Origin of the sequence: Streptomyces sp. NPDC048436, from assembly GCF_043200355.1 — a bacterium.
Classification (GTDB): domain Bacteria; phylum Actinomycetota; class Actinomycetes; order Streptomycetales; family Streptomycetaceae; genus Streptomyces.
This window is the reverse complement of sequence record NZ_JBICXP010000014.1, coordinates 94,802-117,443: the sequence shown is the minus strand read 5'-3', so window position 1 is coordinate 117,443 and position 22,642 is coordinate 94,802. Positions and strand designations below refer to the sequence as shown.

Below are 22,642 nucleotides of genomic sequence, written 5' to 3'. Positions count from 1 at the left end.
GCGCGGCCCTGAGAGTGCCCTTGCCGGAACCTGTGAATTCCCTGAGAAACGCCCCGGCGCTTATGGGCCTCCCGGTGGCTACGGGCCGCCGGTGCCTACGGGCCGCCTCCCGGCAACCCGAAGAGCTCGGCCGCGTTCCCGTGACAGACGGCCCGCAGCCAGTCGTCCCCCAGGCCGAGCCGCTCAAGGGCGTGCAGCTGATGAACGTACGCGTACGGAATGTTGGGAAAGTCCGTCCCCAGCAGGATCCGCTCCCCCAGAGCGGCGAGCCGGGGCAGCTCGGCGCGCGGGAACGGCGTGAGCCGCTCGCTGAAGTCGGTGAACGCCATGGTGGTGTCCAGCCGGACCTCTCCATAGCGCTCGGCGAGGTCCAGAAAGGCGCCGTACTCCGGCATCCCCATGTGCGCCACGACGAGCCGCAGCCGGGGATGGCGCGCGAGCAGACGTGCGATGGGCTCGGGCCCGGTGTGCTTGCCGGGCGCGGGCCCTGACCCGCAGTGCGTCACGACGGGAATCCCGGCGTCGGCGAGGAGCCCCCATACGGGGTCGAGCGCGACGTCATTGGGGTCATAACCCCCCACCTGCACATGCGACTTGAAAACCCGCGCCCCGCCGTCGACGGCGGCCCGCACATACGCCTCCGCTCCCGGCTCGGGAAAGAAGGTCGCGGTATGCAGACAGTCGCCCGTACGGCGGGCGAAGTCGGCGGCCCATCCGTTGAGCCACTGCGCCATGCCGGCTTTGTGCGGATAGACCATAGAAGTAAAGGCAAGCACCCCGAACTCTCTGAGCACCGCAAGGCGTTGTTCCTCATCCCGCCGATAGGCGATGGGCCACGTCATGCCCGTGAGGGGCCCAGCGGCATCGAAGTATTCCCACACCTTCTTCAGCACGCGCTCGGGCATGAAGTGCGTGTGTACGTCGATGAGGCCGGGCAGCGAGAGCCGCTCCCAGAAGCGACGCACGCTCAGGCTCTCGTCGAGTTCTCCGCTATCCCCGCTCAAAGCCGTAACTCCGCTCCACCTTGGCGACATGGACGGAGTACTTCTCGTACCACTCACCGCGCCCGCGCTTCTGCGCCGCACGGTGCTCGGCGTCGCCGCGCCACTCCTTGATCGCGTCCTCGTCACGGAAGTACCCGACGGTGATGCCGAGCCCGCCGGGCGTACGCGCGGACTCCATCCCGAGGAAACCGGGCACGGAGGCGACGATCTCGTCCATGCGAGTACTGGTCGCGTCGTATCCATCGTCACCGCCCTCTTCGTCGTCGGGGACGGTCCTCACGGAGGTGAAGACGACGGTGTAGTAAGGCGGTTCAAAGGGCGGGACAGGCGCCAAGGGCTGATCACTCATGACCCCAGAGTCGACCGCGTTCGACCCCTCTGTCCACCCTCTCCCCGCTTCATTGCCGTACGGGCAGGGAGACTTGACCATCCGGTCAGCTGGGGGGGCACGAGCCTCAGAAGAGCCCACTCTGAACGGCGGGCACTTCCCGCACAGGAACGGTCGTACGGACCACTCCGCGAGCTCCTTCGAGCCGCCACCCGCGCAAGAGCCGACTATCAAGAACAACAAGGCGCCCCGTGTCGCTGATGTCACCCATGTCACCGAGATAGAGATCGGGCCCGGCAACGGCGAGAAGCGATCCCGTCACGACCCCACCGTCGACCAGCTCGGTGACGGCGACCCCACCGAGCCCCGCAATCCGCTCCACGCCGAACACAGCACCGTGATCCACCACGCCGTGCTCCCCCAGGTCCAACCGCTCCAAGGACTCGGGCCACCCTCCCAGCGCGAGGGCGAAGCCATGCAGGCGCTCCAGCTCACGCCGCCGCTCCTCCACCCCCGGCAGGGAGGCCCTGACGGCCCGCTTTCTGGCGTACGAGATCCGGTCGGGCACCCCCAGGGCAACCCGCAACAGCTCCTCGGCCCGCCGCGCGGCCATCAAGGGCCCACGCCCGAGCCAGACGAAGGCGACGGCCCCCTGTTCGAGCAGCCGGGCGGGTCCTCGCTCCTCGCGGGTGATCCCGACCTTGACCATGCCCACGCCGAACCAGGCGAGGTAGACGCGATAGGTCCGGGGATCATCGGCGATGGTGTCGGCGGCCACGGAGTGCGCCCGGTCGAGCCGCGCACACTCGGCACACCGGGCCTGCGTCCCCCGCCCCGGCACGGCGGCGGCAACCGGACAGGGATTCCCCCGAGCCCCCACACACTCCCGCCGCCCCACGACGCGAAACCCCACCGGCCGCCCCACAACCAAGGAACTGACGTCCCCCCGCTCCCACACAAGCACAGGCCGCCCCGAATCCCCCCAGCTCAACCCCGCACTACGCCACTCCATGGGGACAGTCTCGCGCAGCCTGGCCCCGGCCAAGCGGCGTGGAGGCAACGCGAAAGGCCCCCGGATCTCTCCGGGGGCCTTTCGTCACTGTGCACTCGGCAGGATTCGAACCTGCAACCTTCTGATCCGTAGTCAGATGCTCTATCCGTTAAGCTACGAGTGCTTGATTCTTCTGTTTTCTGTCTTCGCTTCCCGGCCTTTCGGCCCGTTCGCGGCGACAGGAAGAACATTACATGACCGCCGCCGCCATGTGAAATCCGTTAGCCGCACCGCTTGCGACCTGCGGAAACGCTCCTCGCGAGGGGGAAGCGACCGAAGCCCCGGTCCAAGGGACCGGGGCTTCGGGATCTTGCAGCGGAGGCGGAGGGATTTGAACCCTCGATGGGATGTAAGTCCCAAACCGCATTAGCAGTGCGGCGCCATAGACCGGACTAGGCGACGCCTCCAGCTTGCACACCTGCGCGAGCGCGGGTGGTGCGTGCAGATGATGACACAGCCGAGCGGCGTGTCACCAATCGCGGACTCCAAGGTACTAGTCGGGCGGCCCGCAGGGCAAAGCGTCTTCCCGCGCCCGCAACGTCATGGCGTCAACGGCGTTAGTCGCGGTAGAGCCCGTACGTGTTCGCGTCCGGTATCCCGCACCCAGTGGAGCCCTGTCATGCTGCGCCGTCTCGCCCTCACCGCCGTCGCGTCCGCCGCCGCCCTGTCCGCGGCGCCCGCCGTCGCCCATGCCGACATGGGCCCGCTGCACCTGTCGACGCCGTTGACCAAGTCGACCCCCGACCGGCTCACGGTGGAGGTCACGGGTGCCGGGGGAGGCGCGGACGGGACGTACGAGCTGGAATGCCACCCGACGGGCGGTACGCACCCGAACGCGCAGGAAGCGTGCGGGAAGCTCGACGAGGGCTCGTGGGGCCACGACAGGTTCGCGCCCGTGCCGGACGACGCGAACTGCACCATGCAGTACGGCGGCCCCGCCACCGCGCACATCACCGGCACCTGGAACGGGCGGCCCGTCGACGCGACGTACAACCGCAGCAACGGCTGCGAGATCAGCCGCTGGGACGACTTGGTGCCGGTGCTGCCCGAGGCCGCCGGCGCCTAGTCCCGGTCCGGTTGATCCCGGCCCGGTTGGCCCCCGTCCGTACCGCCTGGCCGCAACCCCCTCGTGACCAGGCAGTACGGAAGCCTCACATCCTCTGCATGCGACCTCCCTCTCATCCGGCGTCGCGTGCACAACCACTCCCCGTAGACTCCCTCCCGTGACACGCCGCGGGTCGCGGGGCAAGATGGCCTGGGCGAGTCGGCAAGCAGCAGTAATCAGGGAGGAAGCGTCGTCGTGAGCAGCAGGCCATCCCGAGGCGCTGCTCGCCTCGCAGCCATACTCGACGCGCTCCCGGACGCGTTGGTCCTGGTCAACGCCAACGGGACCGTCGTGAACGCGAACGCGATCGCGCTCGAGGCGTTCGAAGCGCCCGGCACCGCACTCGTGGGCCGTGGGCTGCTCGATCTGTTGCCGGAGTTCGACTCCCGGCTCATTCCCGGATCGATGCGCCGGCCCGAGTCCATCGACGAGCGCGGCCGTACGAAGCCGACGCGGATGACCGCCCGGCGCACGGACGGCGGCGAGTTCCCCGTCGAGGTCACCAGCTCGAACCTCGAGGACATCCGGGACGCGTACGACAATTACGGCTACACCGGTGACGAGTTGCTCATGCTCGTCGTACGCGACCTTTCGGGCGCCGTCGACACCGAGGCCGAACTCGCGCGCTCGCAGCGGCAGACCGAGATGATCCTGCGCGCCGCGGCCGAAGGTGTCGTCGGCACGGACACCGACGGGAGGGTCGTCCTCGTCAATCCGGCCGCCGCGCAAATACTGGGGTTCCGGGCCAGCGACCTCGGCGGGCAGGAGCTGCACCATCTGGTGCTCCACTCGCGCGCCGACGGTGAGCCCTTCCCGTACGAGGAGTCTCCGCTCGCCGACACGCTCCGCTCCGGGCGCAAGCACCGGGTGCGCGGACAGGTCCTGTGGTCCAAGAGCGGCGACCGCGTCGCCGTCGACCTGACCACGGCCCCCGTGCGGGACGGCGACCAGCTCGTCGGCGCGGTCATGACATTCACCGACCGGCGGCCCTACGACGCGCTCGCCGAAGAGCACGAAGCCGCCATCGCGCAGCACGCGGAGGAGATGCAGGCCGCGACCGAGCGGCGCACGGAAGAGCTGCGGGCCGCCACCGAGCGGCACACCGCTGAGCTGGCCGCCGCCGCCGAGCAGCGCGAAGAGGAGATCGCCGCCGAGCAGGAGCGGTACGCGGCGCTCGCCGAGCGCGAGAAGGACCGGTTCGAGGCGCTGGCCGAGCGCGAGAAGGAGCGGTACGACACTCTTGCCGCGCGGCACGAGCAGCTGCTCGCCGTGCTCGGTTCCTCGCTGCGGGGCCCGCTCGACGAGCTGCGGCGTGAGCTTTCAGCCCTCGCGGCGGACGACGCCGGGCAGTTGTGGCCGGAGGCGAATCAGGTCCTTCATCATCTTTCCGCCGGGTACGCGCGCATCACCACCCTTGTCGACAATGTGCTGGGCTTCCAGCTGCTCGACTCGGGCGCCGAGCAGCTCTCTCGTATGAACGTCATGCTCGATGCCGTCGTCGCTTCGGGCGTCGAGGGCGCGGTCGAGCTCATCGGTCCAGGCCGCGCGCAGTTCGCGGTACACGCGCCGCCGATCGAGGTCGAGGTCGACCCCGGGCGGCTCGCCACGGCACTGGCGCACCTCGTCGCCGACGTGGCGGGCATCGACGCCACGGGTAACGCGCGCGCCGGCGCGGCTCCTTCGGCCGCCGTGTCCGCCGGTGGATATGTCGACTCGACCGTGGTCGTCGCCGCGGCTCAGCGCGGTGAGGTCGTACGCATCGAGGTGCGGGGGCCTTACGCCGGCGGGGACCCGGTGCACGAGCCGATCGTGCGGGGCATCGTGCGGGCGCACGGAGGCGTGCTGCAGACGCATGAGGTGCCGGGGATGAGCGGCAATGCGTACGTTCTTGAGGTGCCGATCGGGAGTGGGGGCGGGGCGGTTTCCGGGGGCGGGGCCGGGTCAGGAGCCGGGGCCAGTTCTGAGGCTGCCGGTTCTGAGGTTGCCGGTTCTGAGGTTGCCGGTTCTGAGGTTGCCGGATCTGAGGCTGCCGGATCCGCTGGTGGGGCTTCCGTCGGTTCTGCTGGTGGGGCTTCCGCCGGTTCTGGTGTTGGTTCTGCCGTCGTCCTGCCTGAGCAGGCGTCCGGTGCCACGGGTGGTGGGCGGCGTCGGGCTCGGCGGGCTGCTGGGCCTTCCGTCGACTCGTTCCTGGACAGTTCGGTTTCCGGCGATGCGACCTCCGGGGGGACTACCTCCGGAGGTGTTGCCGCTGAGGGCGGCGCTTCTCCCACCGGGACCGGGCGGCGGCGCGGGCGGCGTGCGGCTGAGGCCGAGGCCGAGGCTGCGGAGGCTGCCGGTGTTGTGGGGACTGCCGGTGCTCCTGGTACTCCTGGTGCTTCCGTTGCTCCGGAGGCAGCCGTACAGGGCGGGAGTTCGCAGACTTCGGGTGGTACCGGGCGGCGGCGTGCCCGGCCCAGCGCTGCGGAGGGTTCCGTGGGCTCCGCGGTCACCGCGAGCACCGTTGGTTCCGCAGGCTCCGTAGGTTCCGTGGTGACCGCTGCCGAGCATGCCGCCGGGTCGGCCGCGCTGGGGCAGACGGTGCCGCCGCAGGGCGTGCCGGTTCCCGCGGGGGCGGTGGCTCCTTCGGGTGGCGCTGCCTCGGGGCAGCGGGCTCGGCGGGACGATGAGCAGTTGGCGTTGCCGCCTGCCTTGCCTGCTGCCGCCGGGGGTTCCGGGGCCGGGAATTCCGGGGTCGGGAGTGCTGTCGCTGTCGCCGGGCCGGGTGCCGTTGCCGGTGACGCGGGCGAGGCCTCGTCCAGGCCCACCGGGCGGCGCCGCCGTGCGCTGGCCGCCGCCAAGGAGCGGGCCGCTGCCGAGGAGGCTCCCAGCGGGCGCGTCTTCGCGCTGCCGCCCGCGTCGGTGGACCAGGACGACACGGGCCAGCACGAAGCCGCGCTGCGCCACCCCTCCGACGATCACACCCCGCCGCAGCCGCATCCGGCTGAGGCACCTACGGGACGGCGACGGTCACATCCTGCCCCGCCCGCACCCGCAGCCCCGTCCGCGCCCGCAGCCCCGCCCGCGCCCGAAGCTCCGGGCGCCCCCGCTACGCCCCCCGCGGGGGACGCGCAAGGGACCCCGCCCGCCGGCGTTCCCTCGCAGGCCACCTCGTACGCCGAAGGCACTCCCGCACCGGGCATCGCCACTCCCAGCAGGGGTGTCGCGCTGCCGCCCGAGCGCGGTAACCAGGCGCGGGCCGCGCAGCCGCTGCCCGCCGAGGCCCCGGCCGGCGACCCCAACTCGACGCAGGGCCGCGCGATCAGCGTGCGTACGCTCGGGCAGGGCGTTCCCTTCGGCCAGCAGATCGCCGAGCAGCAGCAGCGTCGGCAGGGCCTCTCGCAAGGCCAGGGCCAGCAGACGCCGGGCCAGACGCCGGGCCAAGCCCCGCAGAATCCGCAGATCCCGCAGGCACCGCAGCCTCCGCTTCCGCCGCAGGCCCAGCCCCCGGCCACGCCCCAGCAGGCCCCCGCAGCGCCCCCGGAGACTCCGAAGCCCGCCGCTGCCCCCCTGCCGGAGCAGGCACCAGCAGCACCGGCGCAATCCCCGGCATCGGGACCGGCACCGGCAGCATCGGCATCGGCACCGGGCCAGTCCGGATCCCACACCCTCGGCGGCTCCGGGCGTCGCCGCAGGCTGTCCACCCGCCCCGACCCCACGGCCGACGACCGGCCCGAGAACGCGGCCCGCCCGCACCCTCAGGCCCAGCAGCACCCGCAGTCCCGCATCGCGTCCTCCGCGGAGGGCACCGGCCGCTCGTACGCGATCGGCGCGCCGGACGAAGACGCCGACGAGGGTCCGGAGCCGCTGGACGGTCCCGGCGGTGCCGTCGAGGTCGCCAACCGGCCCCAGCCGCAGCCCATGGACGACGAGCTGCCGCCCGAGCCGCTGGACAACCCGCGCCGCCTCCTCGTCTGGCCCGCGCCCGACATCACCACCCAGCAGGCACTCAGCGACCGCGGCTACCGTCCCGTCATCGTGAACTCCCGCGAAGAGGTCGACGCCCAGATCGCGGCGTTCCCCGCGGCGCTCTTCGTGGACCCGCTGACCGGCCCGATCACCCGTACGGCACTGCAGTCCCTGCGCACGGCCGCCGTAGCCGCCGAAGTACCGGTGCTCGTCACGGCGGGACTCGGCCAGGCGACACGCGAGGCCGCGTACGGCGCCGACCCCGCCGTACTCCTGAAGGCCCTCGCACCCCGCGACAGCGAGCAGCACCCGCCGCGCGTACTGCTGATCGAGGAGCACGAGGAGATCGCGCTCGCCCTGACCGCGACGCTGGAACGGCGTGGCATGCAGGTCGCGCGGGCCGAGAGCGACGCGGACGCGGTGACGCTCGCGGCGCAGATGCGGCCGAACCTGGTGGTGATGGACCTGATGCAGGTACGTCGCCGTAGGGCCGGAATCATCGACTGGCTGCGCGCGAACGGCCAGTTGAACCGCACCCCGCTCGTCGTCTACACCGCCGCCGTCGACCAGACGGAGCTGCCGCGCCTCGCGGCCGGGGAGACGGTGCTGTTCCTCGCGGAGCGCTCGACGAGCAGTGATGTGCAGGGCCGGATCGTGGACCTGCTCGCGAAGATCGGTACGAACTGAGCGCCAGTACTCAACGGCGCCGAACTGAGCGGCAGTACGAGTTGAGCGCTGGGGCTGCGTTCAGGCGGTGATGCGGCGCATCGCGGCCTTGATCGAGGCGCGCAGCCGCTCGCGGTCCTCGTCCCCGTCGCCGACCAGTATCCGGCGCATCTGCGGGACCGCCGTCGACCAGCCGGCCAGCGCCACCACCATGAACAGCAGGTGGGGGGCGGGGATTTCGTCGCTGATGACGCCTCGGGCCTGGGCGTCGGCGAGTACGGCGACCTTGCGGACGTAGTGCTCGTTGCGCGCCTGCTCGTCCGGGAGCTCGTCGGTGCCGTACTCGATGCCCTCCCAGAAGAGCAGCCGCAGGAGCTCGGGGTGGGCGGCGTGGTAGTCCATCAACCGGTCCATCCAGCCGTCCATGTCGTCGGCGTCGACGGGGGTGCTGATCGCCATTTCGAGCATGCGTTTCTCAAGGACTTGCGTGAAGAGCTCCGCCTTGTTGCCGAAATAGGCGTAGATGAGCTGCTTGTTCGCCTTCGCCTCGCTCGCGATGCGGTCGATGCGGGCGCCCGCGATGCCGAACCGGGCGAACTCGGCGACTGCCGCCTCGAAGATCCGAGCCTTGGTGGCCTCGGGGTCTCTCACTGCCATGGGTCTCCCGCCGTCATAGGCCTCCCCGCCGTCATAGGTCTCCGGCCGTCATGGGGACAGCGTAGCTAATCCGTGCGGGTAACCAACTGGTTGGTTGCTTGACAGTCCGACGGTCATCGGCGCAGACTTTTTCCAACCAACCAGTTGGTTGCCTCGTTTTCCCGTTTCTTGTTTTCTCGTTGTCTCCAGCGTCACGCAAGGAGCCCTGCTGCCCCATGCCGCCCACACCCTCAGACACCAGGACCCAGAGGACCCGCAGGACCGGGATCACCCAGACCGCTGGGAGAAGACGGCCACCCGGCCTGCTCCTCGCCGTCGTCGCCATCTGCACCGCTGTGACCGTCACCAACATCTACGTCGCCGCGCCTCTGCTCCCCCTCATGGCTGACGGCTTCGGCACCCAGCCGTCCGACCTGACCTGGCTCGCCTCGGTCTCTCTTCTTGGGTACGCCGCCGGGCTGCTGTTCTTCGCCCCGCTCGGCGACACGGCCAACCGTCGCCGCCTCGTCGGCATACTCTCGGTCGCCGCGGCCCTGGCCATGGCGGCGGCCGCGGTCTGCACAGGTCCTGTCGCGCTCGCCTGCGCCCTGTTCGTCGCCGCGGCGGCGAGCGTCATACCGCAGCTTCTGGTGCCGCTGGTCGCCGAGCGCGCGCCCGCCGACCGCCGCGCCCGGCATGTGGCGGCCGTGATCGCCGGTCTCTTCGCGGGAGTTGTGGCCGCGCGGGTGCTCGGCGGGCTCGTGGGCCAGGCCCACGGCTGGCGCGTCGTCTTCGTTGGCTCGGCCGTGCTGACGCTGGTGCTCGGCCTCGCCACGGCGGCGCTGCTGCCCGCCGAGAACCGGCCGCGCCACACCGGTCCCGCCCTCGCGGGTCTCGCCCGGCTGCCCCGGGTCCTGAAGGAGTCACCGGAGCTGCGCCGCGCCTGCCTGCGCCAGGGCGGGATGTACGGGGCGTGGAGCGCGGTGTGGACCTCGCTCGCCCTGCTCCTGACCGGCGACACGTACGACATGTCGACCGGAGCCGCGGGGCTCTTCGGCCTCCTCGGGCTGTCCGCGACCGCGGTCGCCCCGCTGGCCGGCGGGCTCGTCGACCGGTTCGGGGCGGCGCGGGTCACGGCGACCGCCTACCTGGGGGCGGCTGTCTGCCTGCCGCTGTTCTGGCTGGGCGGGCGGCAGTTGTGGGCGCTGTGCGCGGCCGGGATCCTGATCCACGCCGCCCTCGTGGCGAGCCACGTCGCCAACCAGACCCTGGCCCTGACCACCACCAGCCTGCCCGCCACCGCCAACACCGCCTATGTGGTGGGCGGTTTCGCGAGCGGCGCGGCAGCCTCGGCCCTGGCAGGTGCGGCCTTCACCCACTGGGGCTGGGGCGGGGTGTGCGCCATCGCCACGGCGTGGCTCGCCCTGGGCTGGGCCACGGCGATACGCCGCTCTGCGGGGCGAGCGGCGTAACGCGCGGCTTCAGGAGACCGGCCGTCAGAGCTTGGTCACGTCCAGCTCGCCGTCCGCGTACTGCTTGCGCAGCACCTTCTTGTCGAACTTGCCGACGCTCGTCTTCGGCACGGCCTGCACGATCGCCCAGCGCTCCGGAAGCTGCCACTTGGCGATGGAGTCCGCCAGGAAGTCGCGCAGGGCGAGGTAATCGGCGCTCGCGTTCTCCTTCAGGACGACGGTGGCGAGCGGGCGTTCGCCCCACTTCTCGTCGGGGACGGCGACGACCGCCGCCTCCGCGACATCGGGATGGGACATGAGGGCGTTCTCCAGCTCGACGCTGGAGATCCACTCCCCGCCCGACTTGATGACGTCCTTCGCCCGGTCGGTGAGGGTCAGGAAACCATCGGAGCTGATCACACCGACGTCACCGGTCTTCAGCCAGCCGTCCGCGCTGAACTTGTCCTCGGGCTTGAGGTCTTCGTTGCCCGCGCCGCCGTAGTAGGAGCCCGCGATCCATGGCCCACGGACCTCCAGCTCGCCCGCCGCCTCGCCGTCCCACGGCAGGTGCTCGCCGCCGGGGCCGACCAGGCGGGCCTCGACTCCGGAGGGGAAACGGCCTTGGGTGAGGCGGTAGGCGAACTCGTCTTCCGTGCCGATGGACTTGGCCGGCGGCCGGGCGACCGTGCCGAGCGGGGAGGTCTCCGTCATGCCCCAGGCGTGACAGACCCGCATGCCGAGCTGGTCGAAGGCCTCCATCAGCGAGGGCGGGCAGGCCGAGCCGCCGATGGTGACCTGGCCCAGCGAGCTGACGTCACGCGGCTTCGCGGTGAGTTCGGCGAGCAGGCCCTGCCAGATGGTGGGGACGGCGGCCGCGTGCGTGGGCCGCTCCGACTCGATCATCTCGGCGAGGGGGGCGGGCTGCAGGAAACGGTCCGGCATCAGCATGTTCACGCCCGCCATCAGCGTGGCGTGCGGCAGTCCCCAGGCGTTGACGTGGAACTGGGGGACGACGACGAGGGTGGTGTCCGCGTCCGTCAGGCCCATCGACTCGCTCATGTTGACCTGCATCGAGTGCAGGTAGATGGAGCGGTGCGAGTAGACGACGCCCTTGGGGTCGCCGGTGGTGCCGGAGGTGTAGCACATGGCGGCGGCCGTACGTTCGTCCAGCTCGGGCCAGTCGTAGGCCGTGGGCTTGGCGGCGATCAGGTCCTCGTACTCGTGCACCTGCGGCTGGATTCCGGCAAGCGGGGAGCGGTCGCCAGGGCCGGAGACCACCAGGTGCTCGACGGTCGGCATCTGCGGCAGAAGGGGCGCGAGGAGGGGGATGAGGGAGCCGTTGACGATGATGACGCGATCGGCCGCGTGGTTCACGATCCAGGTCAACTGGTCGGCGGGCAGCCGGAGATTGAGGGTGTGCAGGACGGCGCCCATACAGGGAACCGCGAAGTAGGCCTCGACGTGTTCCGCGTTATTCCACATAAATGTGGCAATTCGCTCGTCGCCGTCGACCCCGAGGTCCTCGCGCAGCGCGTGCGCCAGCTGGGCGGAGCGTTCGCCGATCTCACGGAAGCTGCGGCGCTGCGGCGCGGCCTCGCCGGTCCACGTGGTGACCTGCGACGACCCGTGCACGGTCGTCCCGTGCCGAAGGATGCGGGTGACGGTCAGTGGTACGTCCTGCATCGTGCTCAGCACGGCGTCCTCCCGGTGGGCGCGCGGCATTCATCCGAGGCGGCTCCCGGATGACTTACCTGGCAGTAGGGCTCGCCAGATTGTTGCCGCATACCGCACGGTATGTCACTAGTACGGGAGAAGAAAGGTCCAGCGGTGCGGGAGGGGAAGGGTCGGCGGAGCTGCGGCGATCACCGGGCGATCGCCGGGCGGTCACCGGACCGGCGTGAGTTCGGGGTCCTCGCGCAGCTTGCCGAGCGCACGCGACACCGCGCTCTTCACGGTGCCGATGGACACCCCGAGCACGTCGGCCGTCTGTGCCTCGCTGAGGTCTTCGTAGTACCGGAGCACGACCATCGCCCGCTGCCGCGCGGGCAGCTTCATGATCGCGCGCCACATCGCGTCCCTGAGCACCTGCTGCTCGGCCGGATCCGCGACCGGCGTGACATCGGGCTCGGGAAGCTCGTCGCAGGCGAACTCGTCGACCTTGCGCTTGCGCCACTGCGAGGTCCGGGTGTTCAGCAGGGCCCGGCGCACATAGCCGTCGAGCGCCCGGTGATCCTCGATCCGGTCCCACGCGACGTAGGTTTTGGTGAGGGCGGTCTGCAGCAGGTCCTCGGCATCGCTCGGGTTCGCGGTGAGCGAGCGCGCGGTGCGCAGCAACACGGGCTGACGTGCCCGTACGTACGACGCGAACGACGGATACGCCGAAGGACTCGCTGTCCGCGTCGCGGCCTTCGATGCGCTGGTGCACACGGGCACCATGGATACGGTCATGGCTCCACGCTAGAAGCGCCCCCTACTTCAGCGGATCGGCCGCAGGTCCCTAAGCCGTGTCCGCCTCAGGTTGTACGCGGGGTGGTAGCCCCACCTCCTGAAGGTGGAGGAGGCGGAGCACACCCTGAGGGTTCATCCCTGAGACGGCCTCGCCCGCGCCCTAACCGATCCGGGCCACCGGCGCGTGCACACGGTTCCGGTCGATCATCAGCGTGCGCCCGCCGTGGCGCTCCTTCACGTTCCCCGCGTACTGGTGAATCCGCCGCTCAGGGCTCCAGGCGTCGCGCCGCAGGACCGGCTCGCGGTTCAGATTCGGCCGCGTGTGCCAGCGCGCGAACCACATCACCGACGGCAGGTCCCGCACCCCTGCCCGCCGCGCCGTCTCCATGTGCCGTACGCCGGAGTCCGCGCTGCTGTAGAAGCCGGGAACGTACGCGTGCCTGCGCACCTCGCGATCCCAGGCCCGCACGAAGGCCAGTGTGGTGGCCGCGCACTTCTTCTTCCGGTAGGTGTACGCCTCCATGTCCAGGTAGAGCGGGCTGTACCGCTGCATGCCGAGCGACTTCGCCCTCTGTACGGCGTCCCGCCCCTCCCGCGTCCCCTGCGCCCAGGGGTGCCGGCCGATGGGTACGTGCTTCTTGTTCTTCGAGACGACACAGGGCGACTGCGAGCCGACGTACACCGGCAGCACCTTCCACCCAAGACCCCGTACGGACCGCATCCAGTTCCTGTTCAGGCTCGGCTGGCGCTCGCACGCCCGGCCTCGGCCCGCGTAGTAGACGCCCACCGCCTGGTAGGCGGAGGTGGTCCAGCGGCGCATCGTGTCGACGGTCGGGGCGAGGCAGGTGTCGAAGGCCCAGCCGCGGAACGTCGAGGCCCCGGCGATCGACCCGGTCCCGTCAGCACCCGTCCCGGCCGCGCGGGCCCCGGCTCCGGCACCGCGGATCCCCGCTCCGACCGCGCCCGCCCGGGCCTCGGGTCCGCTCGCGGCGCCGGGCGGCGCGGCGCACAGGGCCAGAGCGGTCAGGGCCAGGGCGAGGACAAGTCCTCTCATCAGCTTTTGGCATCGCATACGCCGAGTGAAGAGGTCAGGGGGCGCGCTACGCCGAGGACACGCTCCGCGTTCAGCCGTCCGCCGCCAGAATCAACCCCGATGTGGGAACACCGGTACCCGCCGTGACCAAGGTGCGCGCGGCGCCTGGTATTTGGTTCACCGATGTGCCACGCAGCTGTCTGACCGCTTCCGCTATGCCGTTCATCCCGTGCAGATACGCCTCCCCCAGCTGCCCTCCGTGCGTGTTCAGCGGCAACGTCTCCCCGGCCACGAAGTCCGCCGCCTCGCCAGGCCCGCAGAACCCGAACTCCTCCAGTTGCATCAGCACGAACGGCGTGAAGTGGTCGTAGAGAATGCCCACGTCGATGTCGCCGGGCGCGAGGCCCGAGCTGCGCCACAACTGCCGTGCCACCACGCTCATTTCGGGCAGGCCGCTCAGGTCGTCGCGGTAGAAGCTGGTCATCTGCTCCTGCGCCCGGCCCGCCCCCTGCGCCGCCGCCGTGATCACCGCCGGGGGATTCGGCAGGTCCCGGGCCCGCTCCACGCTCGTCACGATGACGGCCTGCCCGCCGTCGGTCTCCTGGCAGCAGTCCAGGAGGCGCAGCGGCTCGACGATCCAGCGTGACGCGGCGTGGTCGGCGAGCGTGATCGGCTTCCCGTGGAAATAGGCCGCCGGGTTGGTGGCCGCGTACTTCCGGTCGGTGACCGCGACATGTCCGAAGGCATCGGAGGTGAGGCCGTACGTGTGCAGATAGCGCTGGGCGGCCATGGCCACCCAGGAGGCGGGGGTCAGCAACCCGAACGGCAGGGCCCAGCCGAGCGCCGCGCCCTCCGCCGACGGCTCGCGGTGCTGCACGCCCGAGCCGAACCGGCGTCCCGAGCGCTCGTTGAACGCGCGGTAGCAGACGACCACTTCGGCCACTCCACTCGCCACGGCGAGCGCCGCCTGCTGGACGGTGGCGCAGGCCGCGCCGCCGCCGTAGTGGACGCGCGAGAAGAACGAGAGCTCCCCGATCCCGGCCGCCTGCGCGACGGTGATCTCCGGGTTGGTGTCCATGGTGAACGTGACCATGCCGTCCACGTCCGCGGGGCTGAGCCCGGCGTCGTCGAGCGCCAGGCCGACCGCCTCCACGGCGAGCCTCAGCTCGCTGCGCCCCGAGTCCTTGGAGAACTCGGTGGCTCCGATCCCGACGACGGCGGCCTTCCCGCCGAGGCTGTCGCGCGTACGGACGCTCATGCGGGGCCCCCTGCCGATGCCTTGCCGGACTCGCCGCCCAGCGCGGGGGCCGGGTCCGGAAGCGTGACGGTGACCGTCACCGTGCCGGTGACGTGCTTGCCGATGCCGTTGGCCCCGACGACCCTGACCGTGGCCGTGTCTCCGTCGACGCCTCGGTCGACCCGCTCCACGGACCCCGTCAACACCATGGTGTCTCCCGGGTAGTTGGGCGCGCCGAGGCGGATGGCCACCTTGCGGAGGATCGCTCCGGGGCCGAAGTGGTCCGTGATGTAGCGGCCGACCAGGCCGTTCGTGGTGAGGATGTTCATGAAGATGTCGGGGGAGCCTTTCTCCTGGGCCGCCACCGCGTCGTGGTGCACGTCCTGGTAGTCCCGCGACGCGACCGCGCCGGAGACGATCAGCGTCCGGGTGACCGGGATGCGGAGCTCCGGCAACTCGTCGCCGGGCCGCACCCCGCCTCGTCCCCCGCTGCTCCCGCCCTCCGCCGTCACGCCGCCTCTTCCTGCGCCGCTCCCGCCCTCCGCCGTCACGCCGCCTCCTCCTGCGTCGCTCCTTCCCCCCGCCGTCATGCCGCGTCCTCCTGCTCGCCCAGCGCGATCAAATCGCCCATCTCCTCCAGGACTTCGCTGCCACACCCCAGGTACGCGTCCAGCTGCCGCCCCCACAGGAAGTGCCGGTGAACGGGGTGGTCGAGGTCGGCCCCCATGCCGCCGTGCAGATGCTGGCCCGCGTGCACGACGCGCTTGCCCGCCTCCGATGCCCACCAGGCCGCGGTCAGCGCATGGGTGCCGTACGGCAGGCCCGCGTCACGCCGCCAGGCCGCCTCGTACGCCGTGAGCCGTATCGCCTCGGTGTCCATATGGGCGTCCGCAGCCCGGAGCTGGACCCCCTGCTTAGCCGCGAGTGGCCGGCCGAACTGCTCCCGTTCATTCGTGTGGGCGACGGCGCGGGCCAGCGAGCCCGCGCACACCCCCGCCTGCAGCCCCGCGAAGGCCGTTCGCGCGCAGGCCAGGACGTCGTCGTACGCGCCCTCCCCGCCGATGCGCTCCCCGGGAGCCCCGTCGAGCACCAGCCGCCCGGCCGACCAGGGCGCGGTCAACTCGACGGGCTCGGTCTCCGCGTCGGACACCCGCACCCGCCACAGGCTGTGGCCACCCGGCGGCGCCGGATCGGCCACCGCCACCAGGACCTCCGTGGCATCCCGCAACCACGGCACCCACGGGACCACCCCGGTCAGCGTCCCCGTTGCAACCCCGGTAAGCGCCCCGGCCCCCGCAACCACCACCCCGCCCCCCGCCGGAAACGCCCCCGTAGCGACAGCCGTGCCATCCCGCAGCCCCGGCAGCAGCCGCTCCCGCTGGGCCTCCGTGCCGTGCGCCGCCACCGCGAGCAGCCCGTAGACGCAGCTCGCCGCGAACGGCACCTGGGCCGTCACCCGCCCCTGCTCCTCAAGCAGCAGCACAAGGCCGAGCAACCCGACGTCCTCCACCGCGCCCGGCAGCCCCGCCGTACACAGCGCCTTCCACAGCTCGGCGTCCGAGCCCGTCCCCGCCTCGGCCAGCCGCTCGGGCGTGGACAGGTCCCCGAAGATCTCTGAGGCCAGGTCCCGCGCGGCGGCCTGCTCCTCCGTGGGCGTGAAGTCCATGTCAGACCTCGCCCCCCGCCGTACCCTCGGCCGCCCGGAAGACCGGCAGCTCGAGCTCCTCGTCGACCTGCTGGAACTCGAGCCGCACCGGCTGCCCGATCCGGACCTTGTCGCTGGGTACGCCGACCACGTTGCTGACCATGCGCACGCCCTCCGCCAGGTCGATGAGCCCGACGGCGTACGGAGGATCGAAGGCCGGGAAGGGCGGGTGATGCATGACGACGTACGAGTAGACCGTGCCCTCGCCGCTCGCCTCGACCGTGTCCCATACGAGCGACCCACAGGCATTGCAGCCGGGCAGCCAGGGGAAGCGCGGCGTCCGGCAGTCACCGCAGCGCTGGATCAGGAGCTGGTGCTGCTTCACCCCCTCCCAGAACCCGGCGTTGTCCCGGTTGATCACGGGCCTGGGCCGCTTGCCCTCCGATTTCCGCTGGTCGGGGGCTTGCGTCCGCGCGGCGGCCTGCTTCTCGGCGGCGGCGTACTTCTGGGCGGGCGCGTACTTGAGGACACGGAAGCGGTGCGTCCCCGCCGGCTCGCCGTCCGCTCTGACGTCCATCCGCGTCGTGATGAAGTGCCCCGTACCCAGCTTCGTCGTCTTGCGCTCCGACACCGACTCGATGACCGCGTCGAAGGTGACCGTCTCCCCGGGCCGCAGCGCCCGCAGATACTCCTGCTCGCAGTCGGTGGCGACGATCGAGGTGTACCCCGCGCCGTCCAGAAGCGCCGACAGCTCCTCATACGCCGCCGAGTGGTCCTGGTGCCCCGTGAGCCCGCCCATCGTCCAGGCCTGGAGCATGGTCGGCGGCGCGATCGGATCCGGGCCCGTATAGGCGGGGTTGGCGTCGCCCATGGCCTCGCACCAGTGCCTGATCATCGGCTCGTTGACCGGGTCCTTGCCCACTCCCGTCTTCGACGCCGCCCTGCCCTCGAAGGCCTTCAGCTCCTTATGCGAGACCTCGCTCACCGCTGCCCCCTCCGCATCCCGAGGCGCATCGTCGCCACGATCTCCCGCTGCACCTCGCTCACCCCGCCTCCGAACGTGTTGATCTGCGCCGCCCTGTTCATCCGCTCCAACTCCCCCTCACCGCCGGTGCCGAGCGCCAGGGCCCCGGGTGAGCCGGCCCGCACCAGACCCGCTTCGCCCGTGACTTCCTGGCATATCCGGTAGACCTCAACCGCCGATTCGGTCCCCGCGAATTTCACGCCGCTGGCATCGCCCGGCGTCAGCCGGCCGGCCCCGACATCCCCCACCAGACGCCAGTTGAGCAGGCGCGTCGCCGCAAGGCGGGCCTGCGCCTCGGCCAGCCTCGACCGCACCCACGGGGCGTCGATCCGGCGCTCACCCGTCACCGGATCGGGTGTGCGGGCGAAGGCGAGGGCCGCCGCGTAGAAGTCCTCGGCCTGCATGCCGATCGCGGCGAGCGCCACGCGTTCGTGGTTGAGCTGGTTGGTGATGAGCCCCCAGCCGCCGTTCTCCTCGCCGACGAGGTGCGTGGCGGGCACGCGGATCCCGTCGTAGTACGTCGCCGTCGTCGTCAGGCCGCCCACGGTCTCGATCGGCGTCCACGAGAACCCTGGCGCTCCGGTCGGTACGAGGATGATCGAGATCCCCTGGTGTTTGGGGGCCTGTGGGGCGGTGCGGCAGGCCAGCCAGATCCAGTCGGCGTTCTGGGCGTTCGAGGTGAAGATCTTCTGCCCGTCGATGACCCACGTGTCGGCGTCGCGCACCGCCCTCGTACGCAGCGAGGCCAGGTCCGTCCCCGCAGACGGCTCGCTGTACCCGATCGCGAAGACGAGGTCGCCGCTGAGGATGCGCGGCAGGAAGGAGGCCTTCTGCTCCTCGGTGCCGTACTTCATGAGGGTCGGCCCGACGGTGTTCAGGGTGACCATCGACACGGGCGCGCCCGCGCGGTAGGCCTCGTCGAAGAAGACGAACTGCTCGTCGGGGCCGCGTCCCTGTCCGCCGTACTCGACGGGCCAGCCGAGGCCGAGCATGCCGTCTGCCCCGATACGCCGCAGCAGCCTGCGCTGTCCCTCGAGGTCGCCCGTCCCGGGCGGCCCTTTTGGCATCAGATCCCGGAAGTACGCGCGCAGTTCGGCGCGCAGCCGCTGTTGTCGTTCGGTGGGGGCGAGGTGCACGGCGGCGGCCTCTCCTTCGCGTACGGGCGTCGCACCGACAAGGGTTTCTGACTGTCCGTCAGAAACTGTCGCGGTGTCAAGAGATCACCCGTGATGCGAAGGCCCCGCCCTCCTGAAGTTGGCCCGGGCACCCTCCTTGCACCAGCCTCGGCACACGCCTTGAACCAACCCCGGCACACGCCTGCGCGGCGGTGCAGATGCACCGCCGCGCAGACCGTCCCACACCCCCGTCGAGCAGGCCCCAGGAGCGCGCCAAGAGCACCCCTGGAGACCTGTCACGTCACCAGAAGTCGGCGAAGTTGACGGCGATGTTCTCGTTCGACTGGTCGATCGCCGTGAACGCCGAGCCGTTCACCTGGGCGGTGTTGTTCTGGTTCGAGGCACCGTTGCCCACCGCCTGCTGCTGGCTCGTGGACGAGTTGCCGTGGTTGTTGCCGCCGACGCCGCTGCCGTTGACGGTCGCCACGCCCGCGTTCGATCCGTCGTTCGCGAAGGCGCCGTTGTCGGCCGTCGCGACACCCGCGAAGAGTGCGGCGGCCAGGGGCAGGGCTGCCGCGGCAGCGATGACGCGAGCGGTACGGATGCTTGCCATGTCAGTTCCTCCGTTATGGGTGGTGCGCACCGGCGGTGTGCCGGGAGCACCTGAAGTTCGTTCTGTCCCCCGGCGGTTGGCCGACCGCTCCGGGTGGGTTCTGCACGACGTCGCGAGTCCAGAGTTGCCCACCGAATCCCCGGCGAACCACCCCGGAAGCCCTGATTCCCCCGCAAGCGTGAGTACAAGTCGATAAACACCCTCCGCGCCCACAAACGCGCAGCTCAGCCACGAGCAACCCGCCCAAACCCAGGCGCCGCACGGGCTGAAGCGTTCTGACGCCCCCAGAAGAAACTTCGCCCCGTCGGCGTTTCGTCCGCGCGTCGCGCACGCCCCCCTTCCCTTCTTCGAACACTCGTACGAAAATGGCGGCATGGCCACCACCGACCGCCATGCCACAGCTCTCGCACTCGCCCACGCCCTGTCCGCCGCCGAGCGCGGCCTGGCCGTCATCCCGCTCTCCCGCACCAAACTCCCCGCGCTCCGCTCCCCCCACCACGACGAGCCCGAAACGCCCACCTGCCACGGCGAATGCGGTCGCCCCGGACATGGCGTGTACGACGCTTCGACCGACCCGCGCCGTATCCGCGAGCTCTTCGCGGCGGCACCCTGGGCCAGCGGTTACGGCATCGCGTGCGGACTGCCCCCGCACCATCTGATCGGCATCGACCTGGACACCAAGTCCGGTACGAACGCACCGGCGGCCCTGAGGGAGCTGGCGCTGCGCCATCTGTTCACGATCCCGCCCACGGTCGTCGTGGTGACTCCCAGCGGCGGCCGCCACATCTGGCTGGCGGGGCCGCCCGACACCGTCGTCCCCAACTCCGCCGGCCGCCTCGCGCCCGGCATCGACATCCGGGGCGCGGGCGGCTACCTCGTGGGCCCCGGCTCACGCACCGAGCACGGCGTCTACAGCACCGTGGCCGGCACCGCCCACCTCCCGCCCGCGCACTGCCCACCCTCCCTGCTCCGCCTGCTCACGCCACCACCCCGCAGGAACCACTCCGCACCCCCGCAGGTGTCCGCCGCGCAGGGCCAGGGGCTGGTGCAGTTCGTGCTCGCCGCGCATGAGGGCCAGCGCAACACCCGCCTGTTCTGGGCCGCTTGTCGCGCATACGAGAACGGCATCGGCGAGGCCCTGGTCGGGGAACTCACCGATGCCGCACGCCGGGTCGGTCTCACGGAACGCGAGGCGCAGTCGACGATCGCGTCGGCGGCGCGCCTGACGGGCCACGCGTAGCGCCCTCTCTAGCCCAGCATCGAACGCACCGCCGCGCGGTCGATGTTGGTCAGCCCGCGGACCAGCTGCGGGGTCAGGAAGACAAGGGCGAGGCCGATCAGGGACGCCCCGGCGATCTGGAACGGCGACTCCAGGTAGAAGGCGTGGTGCTCGCCGCCGGAGGTGTAGTCGAACAGGCGGTAGCCGGGCCAGTCGAGGTAGCGCGGGAACACCCAGGAGTACACCGGCAGCAGCGCCACCACCCAGCCGGTGACAAGGAACGTCACGCTGAAGACGAACGACGCGACCCGCGACGGGAACATCACGAACTGGAAGAGCAGCGCCCGCCACCCGGCCCCGTCGAAGACCCGCGCCCGCATCTTGGCCCACGCGCCCGCGTCCGGCTCCGTCTCCACGGCGGCGGGCCCTGCCACATCGAGCCCCAACTGCGCCCGCGCCCGCCCCCGCTCAGCGGCCCCGAGCCCACGCGCCCCGGCCAGGGCCGCCGCGAGCACCGGCAGTCCGAGCACGGTGACGAACAGGCTCACACCGAGGGCGAACATCGTCACGGCGAAGGTGAAACCCACGATGGCGAGCGGCAGCGACAACACCGTGTAGCCGATCTCCCGGTACGTGGAGGAGGCGAACGGCGCCCGCCAGAAGCCCGGAGAGCGTGCGGCGCGCTCAGCGGAGCCGGCGGCGGGGGCGGCGGGGGCGGCTTCGTACGGCAGGGCGCTGGTGCTCATGACGGGCCTCGCATCTTCGCGGTGGGGACGTGTTCCGGGGGCGTGTGCCGGGGACGTGCCGGGGACGTGCCGTGCTGACGTCCTCCACCTTCGCGAATCCGAGCGTCCCGCGGCATACGGCAACCCGGCCTCTTGGGGGTGTCGCTGGCACCACCCCCTGCCCGCCCCCGAGCACGCAAAAGGGTGCCTCTCAGTGAGAGACACCCTTCCGCCGGCGGACGGGAGAAGCCGTCAGCTGTCGAAGCCGTCGAAGACCCCGTTGAGGGCAGTGGCGTCGCGGTGCCCGCCGTCCGTGTGGCCGGCGGTGGTGATCCCGTAGGGGCCGCCCATGTTGGTGAACGACTGGCCCGCGTAGCGGCCCTCGTCGAGGGTGCCGGTCGGGCCGTCGTCGTGGGCGGCGGCGGGGCCGACCGCCAGGAATCCGGCGACGGTGGCCACGGCGAGAACAGATGCGATGCGCTGCAACACGGTTATCTCCTCTGAGAAGAATCCAGTGGTCCTTTGCAGCAAAACGACACCGCAATCGGCCCGCGCCTTCTCCCAGGCTCGCCGGGCAGCGCCCACGTGGAGTACTAGGTTCATCCAAGAAGATCAACTGGCGTACGAGTCGACGCGGACCACCGGCGGGCCACCGTCCGAGCCCCTCAAAAAACGAGAGCCCCCGACCGATCACGCTGGTCGGAGGCTCTCCATCACTGCGGTGGGTGTGGGATTTGAACCCACGGTGACTCTCGCCACGACGGTTTTCAAGACCGCCATTTGCGCAGCAGGGAAGAGCGGTCTGACCTGCACAGGAGCGATTATCCAACCGCCCGCAAGATCTGCCTGGCCCGCACATGGCCCGCAGGCGGACAAAAAGCAGGACCAACAGATGGACCGTGGCACGCTTGGCATCGAGCATTGGAGCATGGTGAGGGGAACCCAAGTGTCGGAGGCCAGCCCGCGCGGTACCTACCTGGTCATCTCGGAAGCACTGCGGAAGGGGGTCACGGACGGCGAGTTCATCGACGGCCTGCCGTCTGAGGCTGACCTCATGCAACTGCACGGGGTCTCTCGGAACACGATCCGGCGCGCTCTCAAGTCGCTCGAAGCCGAGGGCGTGCTTGAGTCCGCGCCCGGGATCGGTTGGCGTGTAGCGCAAGGCGGTGACCGCCGACCACTGGTGGAACGGATGACCGCAGTAATCGCGGACGACGGTCTTGAGGTGGGCGCCCCCTACCCGTCCGAAGCGAAGCTCTGCGAGAGGTTCGCTGCCTCTCGCACGGCGGTACGTCGTGGCCTCGCCCTGATGGAAGGAAACGGCTTGCTCGCCACCGTTCACGGCAAGGGGCGGACCGTGCGCGCTCTCCCGACTTCGGCGGGGCGGTCGTAATGTT

Annotated in this window: 20 protein-coding genes and 3 tRNA genes; 5 read left to right on the top strand and 18 right to left on the bottom strand. The window is 70.9% G+C overall.

All coding sequences use genetic code 11. The features are described 5' to 3' along the window. Window positions 1-95: 95 nt before the first annotated feature. The 5 genes from ACGFX9_RS34115 to ACGFX9_RS34095 all read right to left on the bottom strand — a co-directional run bounded on the left by ACGFX9_RS34115 (window position 96) and on the right by ACGFX9_RS34095 (window position 2,790). Window positions 96-1,034 carry an amidohydrolase family protein gene (locus ACGFX9_RS34115; RefSeq protein ID WP_393482256.1) on the bottom strand — a complete coding sequence of 313 codons (939 nt, stop codon included), beginning with the start codon at window positions 1,032-1,034 and terminating at the stop codon, window positions 96-98. After that, the gene (locus tag ACGFX9_RS34110) at window positions 991-1,353 is read right to left on the bottom strand and encodes an antibiotic biosynthesis monooxygenase family protein (RefSeq protein WP_393482253.1); all 363 of its coding nucleotides are present in this window, start codon (window positions 1,351-1,353) and stop codon (window positions 991-993) included. Before ACGFX9_RS34110 ends, ACGFX9_RS34115 begins: the two co-directional genes overlap by 44 nt. A gap of 106 nt (window positions 1,354-1,459) precedes the next feature. After that, window positions 1,460-2,344 carry a DUF2797 domain-containing protein gene (locus ACGFX9_RS34105; RefSeq protein WP_393482250.1) on the bottom strand — a complete coding sequence of 295 codons (885 nt, stop codon included), beginning with the start codon at window positions 2,342-2,344 and terminating at the stop codon, window positions 1,460-1,462. A 90-nt stretch (window positions 2,345-2,434) separates the two neighbouring features. Further along, window positions 2,435-2,507, bottom strand: a tRNA-Arg gene (locus tag ACGFX9_RS34100). A gap of 192 nt (window positions 2,508-2,699) precedes the next feature. Continuing rightward, window positions 2,700-2,790 (bottom strand) — tRNA-Ser (locus ACGFX9_RS34095). Between the two features lie 212 nt (window positions 2,791-3,002). On the opposite strand from ACGFX9_RS34095, the gene ACGFX9_RS34090 reads away from it, so the two are divergent. Further along, window positions 3,003-3,449, top strand: a complete 447-nt coding sequence (locus ACGFX9_RS34090) for an SSI family serine proteinase inhibitor (RefSeq protein WP_393482247.1) — start codon at window positions 3,003-3,005, stop codon at window positions 3,447-3,449. A gap of 234 nt (window positions 3,450-3,683) precedes the next feature. Further along, on the top strand, window positions 3,684-8,120 hold the full coding sequence (locus tag ACGFX9_RS34085) for a PAS domain-containing protein (protein ID WP_393482244.1): 4,437 nt from the start codon (window positions 3,684-3,686) through the stop codon (window positions 8,118-8,120). 60 nt (window positions 8,121-8,180) lie between these two features. Here ACGFX9_RS34085 and ACGFX9_RS34080 read toward each other — a convergent pair whose 3' ends face one another. Continuing rightward, window positions 8,181-8,756: a TetR family transcriptional regulator gene (locus ACGFX9_RS34080; protein WP_393482241.1), complete on the bottom strand. Its 576-nt coding sequence runs from the start codon at window positions 8,754-8,756 to the stop codon at window positions 8,181-8,183. Window positions 8,757-8,971: 215 nt separating this feature from the next. Between ACGFX9_RS34080 and ACGFX9_RS34075 the strand changes: the two genes are divergently transcribed. Then, on the top strand, window positions 8,972-10,207 hold the full coding sequence (locus ACGFX9_RS34075) for an MFS transporter (RefSeq protein WP_393482238.1): 1,236 nt from the start codon (window positions 8,972-8,974) through the stop codon (window positions 10,205-10,207). A gap of 24 nt (window positions 10,208-10,231) precedes the next feature. Here ACGFX9_RS34075 and ACGFX9_RS34070 read toward each other — a convergent pair whose 3' ends face one another. From ACGFX9_RS34070 to ACGFX9_RS34030, 9 genes are all read right to left on the bottom strand, one after another. Beyond that, window positions 10,232-11,881: a long-chain fatty acid--CoA ligase gene (locus ACGFX9_RS34070; protein ID WP_393482235.1), complete on the bottom strand. Its 1,650-nt coding sequence runs from the start codon at window positions 11,879-11,881 to the stop codon at window positions 10,232-10,234. Window positions 11,882-12,070: 189 nt separating this feature from the next. After that, window positions 12,071-12,634 carry a SigE family RNA polymerase sigma factor gene (locus ACGFX9_RS34065; protein WP_393482232.1) on the bottom strand — a complete coding sequence of 188 codons (564 nt, stop codon included), beginning with the start codon at window positions 12,632-12,634 and terminating at the stop codon, window positions 12,071-12,073. A 160-nt stretch (window positions 12,635-12,794) separates the two neighbouring features. Then, window positions 12,795-13,688 carry a glycoside hydrolase domain-containing protein gene (locus ACGFX9_RS34060; RefSeq protein ID WP_393482229.1) on the bottom strand — a complete coding sequence of 298 codons (894 nt, stop codon included), beginning with the start codon at window positions 13,686-13,688 and terminating at the stop codon, window positions 12,795-12,797. Window positions 13,689-13,758: 70 nt separating this feature from the next. Next, entirely contained in the window at window positions 13,759-14,925 is a 1,167-nt protein-coding gene (locus tag ACGFX9_RS34055; RefSeq protein WP_393482225.1) for a lipid-transfer protein, read from the bottom strand. Next, entirely contained in the window at window positions 14,922-15,377 is a 456-nt protein-coding gene (locus ACGFX9_RS34050; protein ID WP_393482515.1) for a MaoC family dehydratase, read from the bottom strand. Before ACGFX9_RS34050 ends, ACGFX9_RS34055 begins: the two co-directional genes overlap by 4 nt. 113 nt (window positions 15,378-15,490) lie before the next feature. After that, a complete protein-coding gene (locus ACGFX9_RS34045) occupies window positions 15,491-16,570 on the bottom strand; it encodes an acyl-CoA dehydrogenase family protein (protein ID WP_393482222.1) in 1,080 nt (359 codons plus the stop codon). Between the two features lies 1 nt (window position 16,571). After that, window positions 16,572-17,534, bottom strand: a complete 963-nt coding sequence (locus ACGFX9_RS34040; protein ID WP_393482219.1) for a bifunctional MaoC family dehydratase N-terminal/OB-fold nucleic acid binding domain-containing protein — start codon at window positions 17,532-17,534, stop codon at window positions 16,572-16,574. After that, on the bottom strand, window positions 17,531-18,709 hold the full coding sequence (locus ACGFX9_RS34035) for an acyl-CoA dehydrogenase family protein (RefSeq protein WP_393482215.1): 1,179 nt from the start codon (window positions 18,707-18,709) through the stop codon (window positions 17,531-17,533). Before ACGFX9_RS34035 ends, ACGFX9_RS34040 begins: the two co-directional genes overlap by 4 nt. Before the next feature lie 280 nt (window positions 18,710-18,989). Next, window positions 18,990-19,301 (bottom strand): hypothetical protein, encoded by a 312-nt coding sequence (locus tag ACGFX9_RS34030; RefSeq protein ID WP_393482210.1) that lies wholly within the window; start codon window positions 19,299-19,301, stop codon window positions 18,990-18,992. A gap of 373 nt (window positions 19,302-19,674) precedes the next feature. Between ACGFX9_RS34030 and ACGFX9_RS34025 the strand changes: the two genes are divergently transcribed. Continuing rightward, window positions 19,675-20,541, top strand: coding sequence for a bifunctional DNA primase/polymerase (locus ACGFX9_RS34025; RefSeq protein WP_393482207.1), 867 nt, complete (start codon window positions 19,675-19,677; stop codon window positions 20,539-20,541). Between the two features lie 8 nt (window positions 20,542-20,549). On the opposite strand, the gene ACGFX9_RS34020 is transcribed toward ACGFX9_RS34025, so the two are convergent. From ACGFX9_RS34020 to ACGFX9_RS34010, 3 genes are all read right to left on the bottom strand, one after another. After that, entirely contained in the window at window positions 20,550-21,266 is a 717-nt protein-coding gene (locus tag ACGFX9_RS34020) for a sensor domain-containing protein (RefSeq protein WP_393482204.1), read from the bottom strand. A 231-nt stretch (window positions 21,267-21,497) separates the two neighbouring features. Continuing rightward, window positions 21,498-21,734 carry a hypothetical protein gene (locus tag ACGFX9_RS34015; RefSeq protein ID WP_393482201.1) on the bottom strand — a complete coding sequence of 79 codons (237 nt, stop codon included), beginning with the start codon at window positions 21,732-21,734 and terminating at the stop codon, window positions 21,498-21,500. A gap of 228 nt (window positions 21,735-21,962) precedes the next feature. Continuing rightward, a tRNA-Ser gene (locus ACGFX9_RS34010) sits at window positions 21,963-22,078 on the bottom strand. 113 nt (window positions 22,079-22,191) lie between these two features. Between ACGFX9_RS34010 and ACGFX9_RS34005 the strand changes: the two genes are divergently transcribed. Next, window positions 22,192-22,638 carry a GntR family transcriptional regulator gene (locus tag ACGFX9_RS34005; RefSeq protein ID WP_393482512.1) on the top strand — a complete coding sequence of 149 codons (447 nt, stop codon included), beginning with the start codon at window positions 22,192-22,194 and terminating at the stop codon, window positions 22,636-22,638. Window positions 22,639-22,642 lie beyond the last annotated feature (4 nt).

Excerpts from the sequence above, each read along its gene's own strand:
- ACGFX9_RS34060 (WP_393482229.1), bottom strand. The coding sequence starts at position 13,688 with ATGAGAGGACTTGTCCTCGCCCTGGCCCTGACCGCTCTGGCCCTGTGC.
- ACGFX9_RS34055 (WP_393482225.1), bottom strand. The coding sequence starts at position 14,925 with ATGAGCGTCCGTACGCGCGACAGCCTCGGCGGGAAGGCCGCCGTCGTC.
- ACGFX9_RS34080 (WP_393482241.1), bottom strand. The coding sequence starts at position 8,756 with ATGGCAGTGAGAGACCCCGAGGCCACCAAGGCTCGGATCTTCGAGGCG.
- ACGFX9_RS34025 (WP_393482207.1), top strand. The coding sequence starts at position 19,675 with ATGGCCACCACCGACCGCCATGCCACAGCTCTCGCACTCGCCCACGCC.
- ACGFX9_RS34030 (WP_393482210.1), bottom strand. The coding sequence starts at position 19,301 with ATGGCAAGCATCCGTACCGCTCGCGTCATCGCTGCCGCGGCAGCCCTG.
- ACGFX9_RS34045 (WP_393482222.1), bottom strand. The coding sequence starts at position 16,570 with ATGGACTTCACGCCCACGGAGGAGCAGGCCGCCGCGCGGGACCTGGCC.
- ACGFX9_RS34110 (WP_393482253.1), bottom strand. The coding sequence starts at position 1,353 with ATGAGTGATCAGCCCTTGGCGCCTGTCCCGCCCTTTGAACCGCCTTAC.
- ACGFX9_RS34065 (WP_393482232.1), bottom strand. The coding sequence starts at position 12,634 with ATGACCGTATCCATGGTGCCCGTGTGCACCAGCGCATCGAAGGCCGCG.
- ACGFX9_RS34090 (WP_393482247.1), top strand. The coding sequence starts at position 3,003 with ATGCTGCGCCGTCTCGCCCTCACCGCCGTCGCGTCCGCCGCCGCCCTG.
- ACGFX9_RS34115 (WP_393482256.1), bottom strand. The coding sequence starts at position 1,034 with ATGTCGCCAAGGTGGAGCGGAGTTACGGCTTTGAGCGGGGATAGCGGA.
- ACGFX9_RS34020 (WP_393482204.1), bottom strand. The coding sequence starts at position 21,266 with ATGAGCACCAGCGCCCTGCCGTACGAAGCCGCCCCCGCCGCCCCCGCC.
- ACGFX9_RS34105 (WP_393482250.1), bottom strand. The coding sequence starts at position 2,344 with ATGGAGTGGCGTAGTGCGGGGTTGAGCTGGGGGGATTCGGGGCGGCCT.
- ACGFX9_RS34075 (WP_393482238.1), top strand. The coding sequence starts at position 8,972 with ATGCCGCCCACACCCTCAGACACCAGGACCCAGAGGACCCGCAGGACC.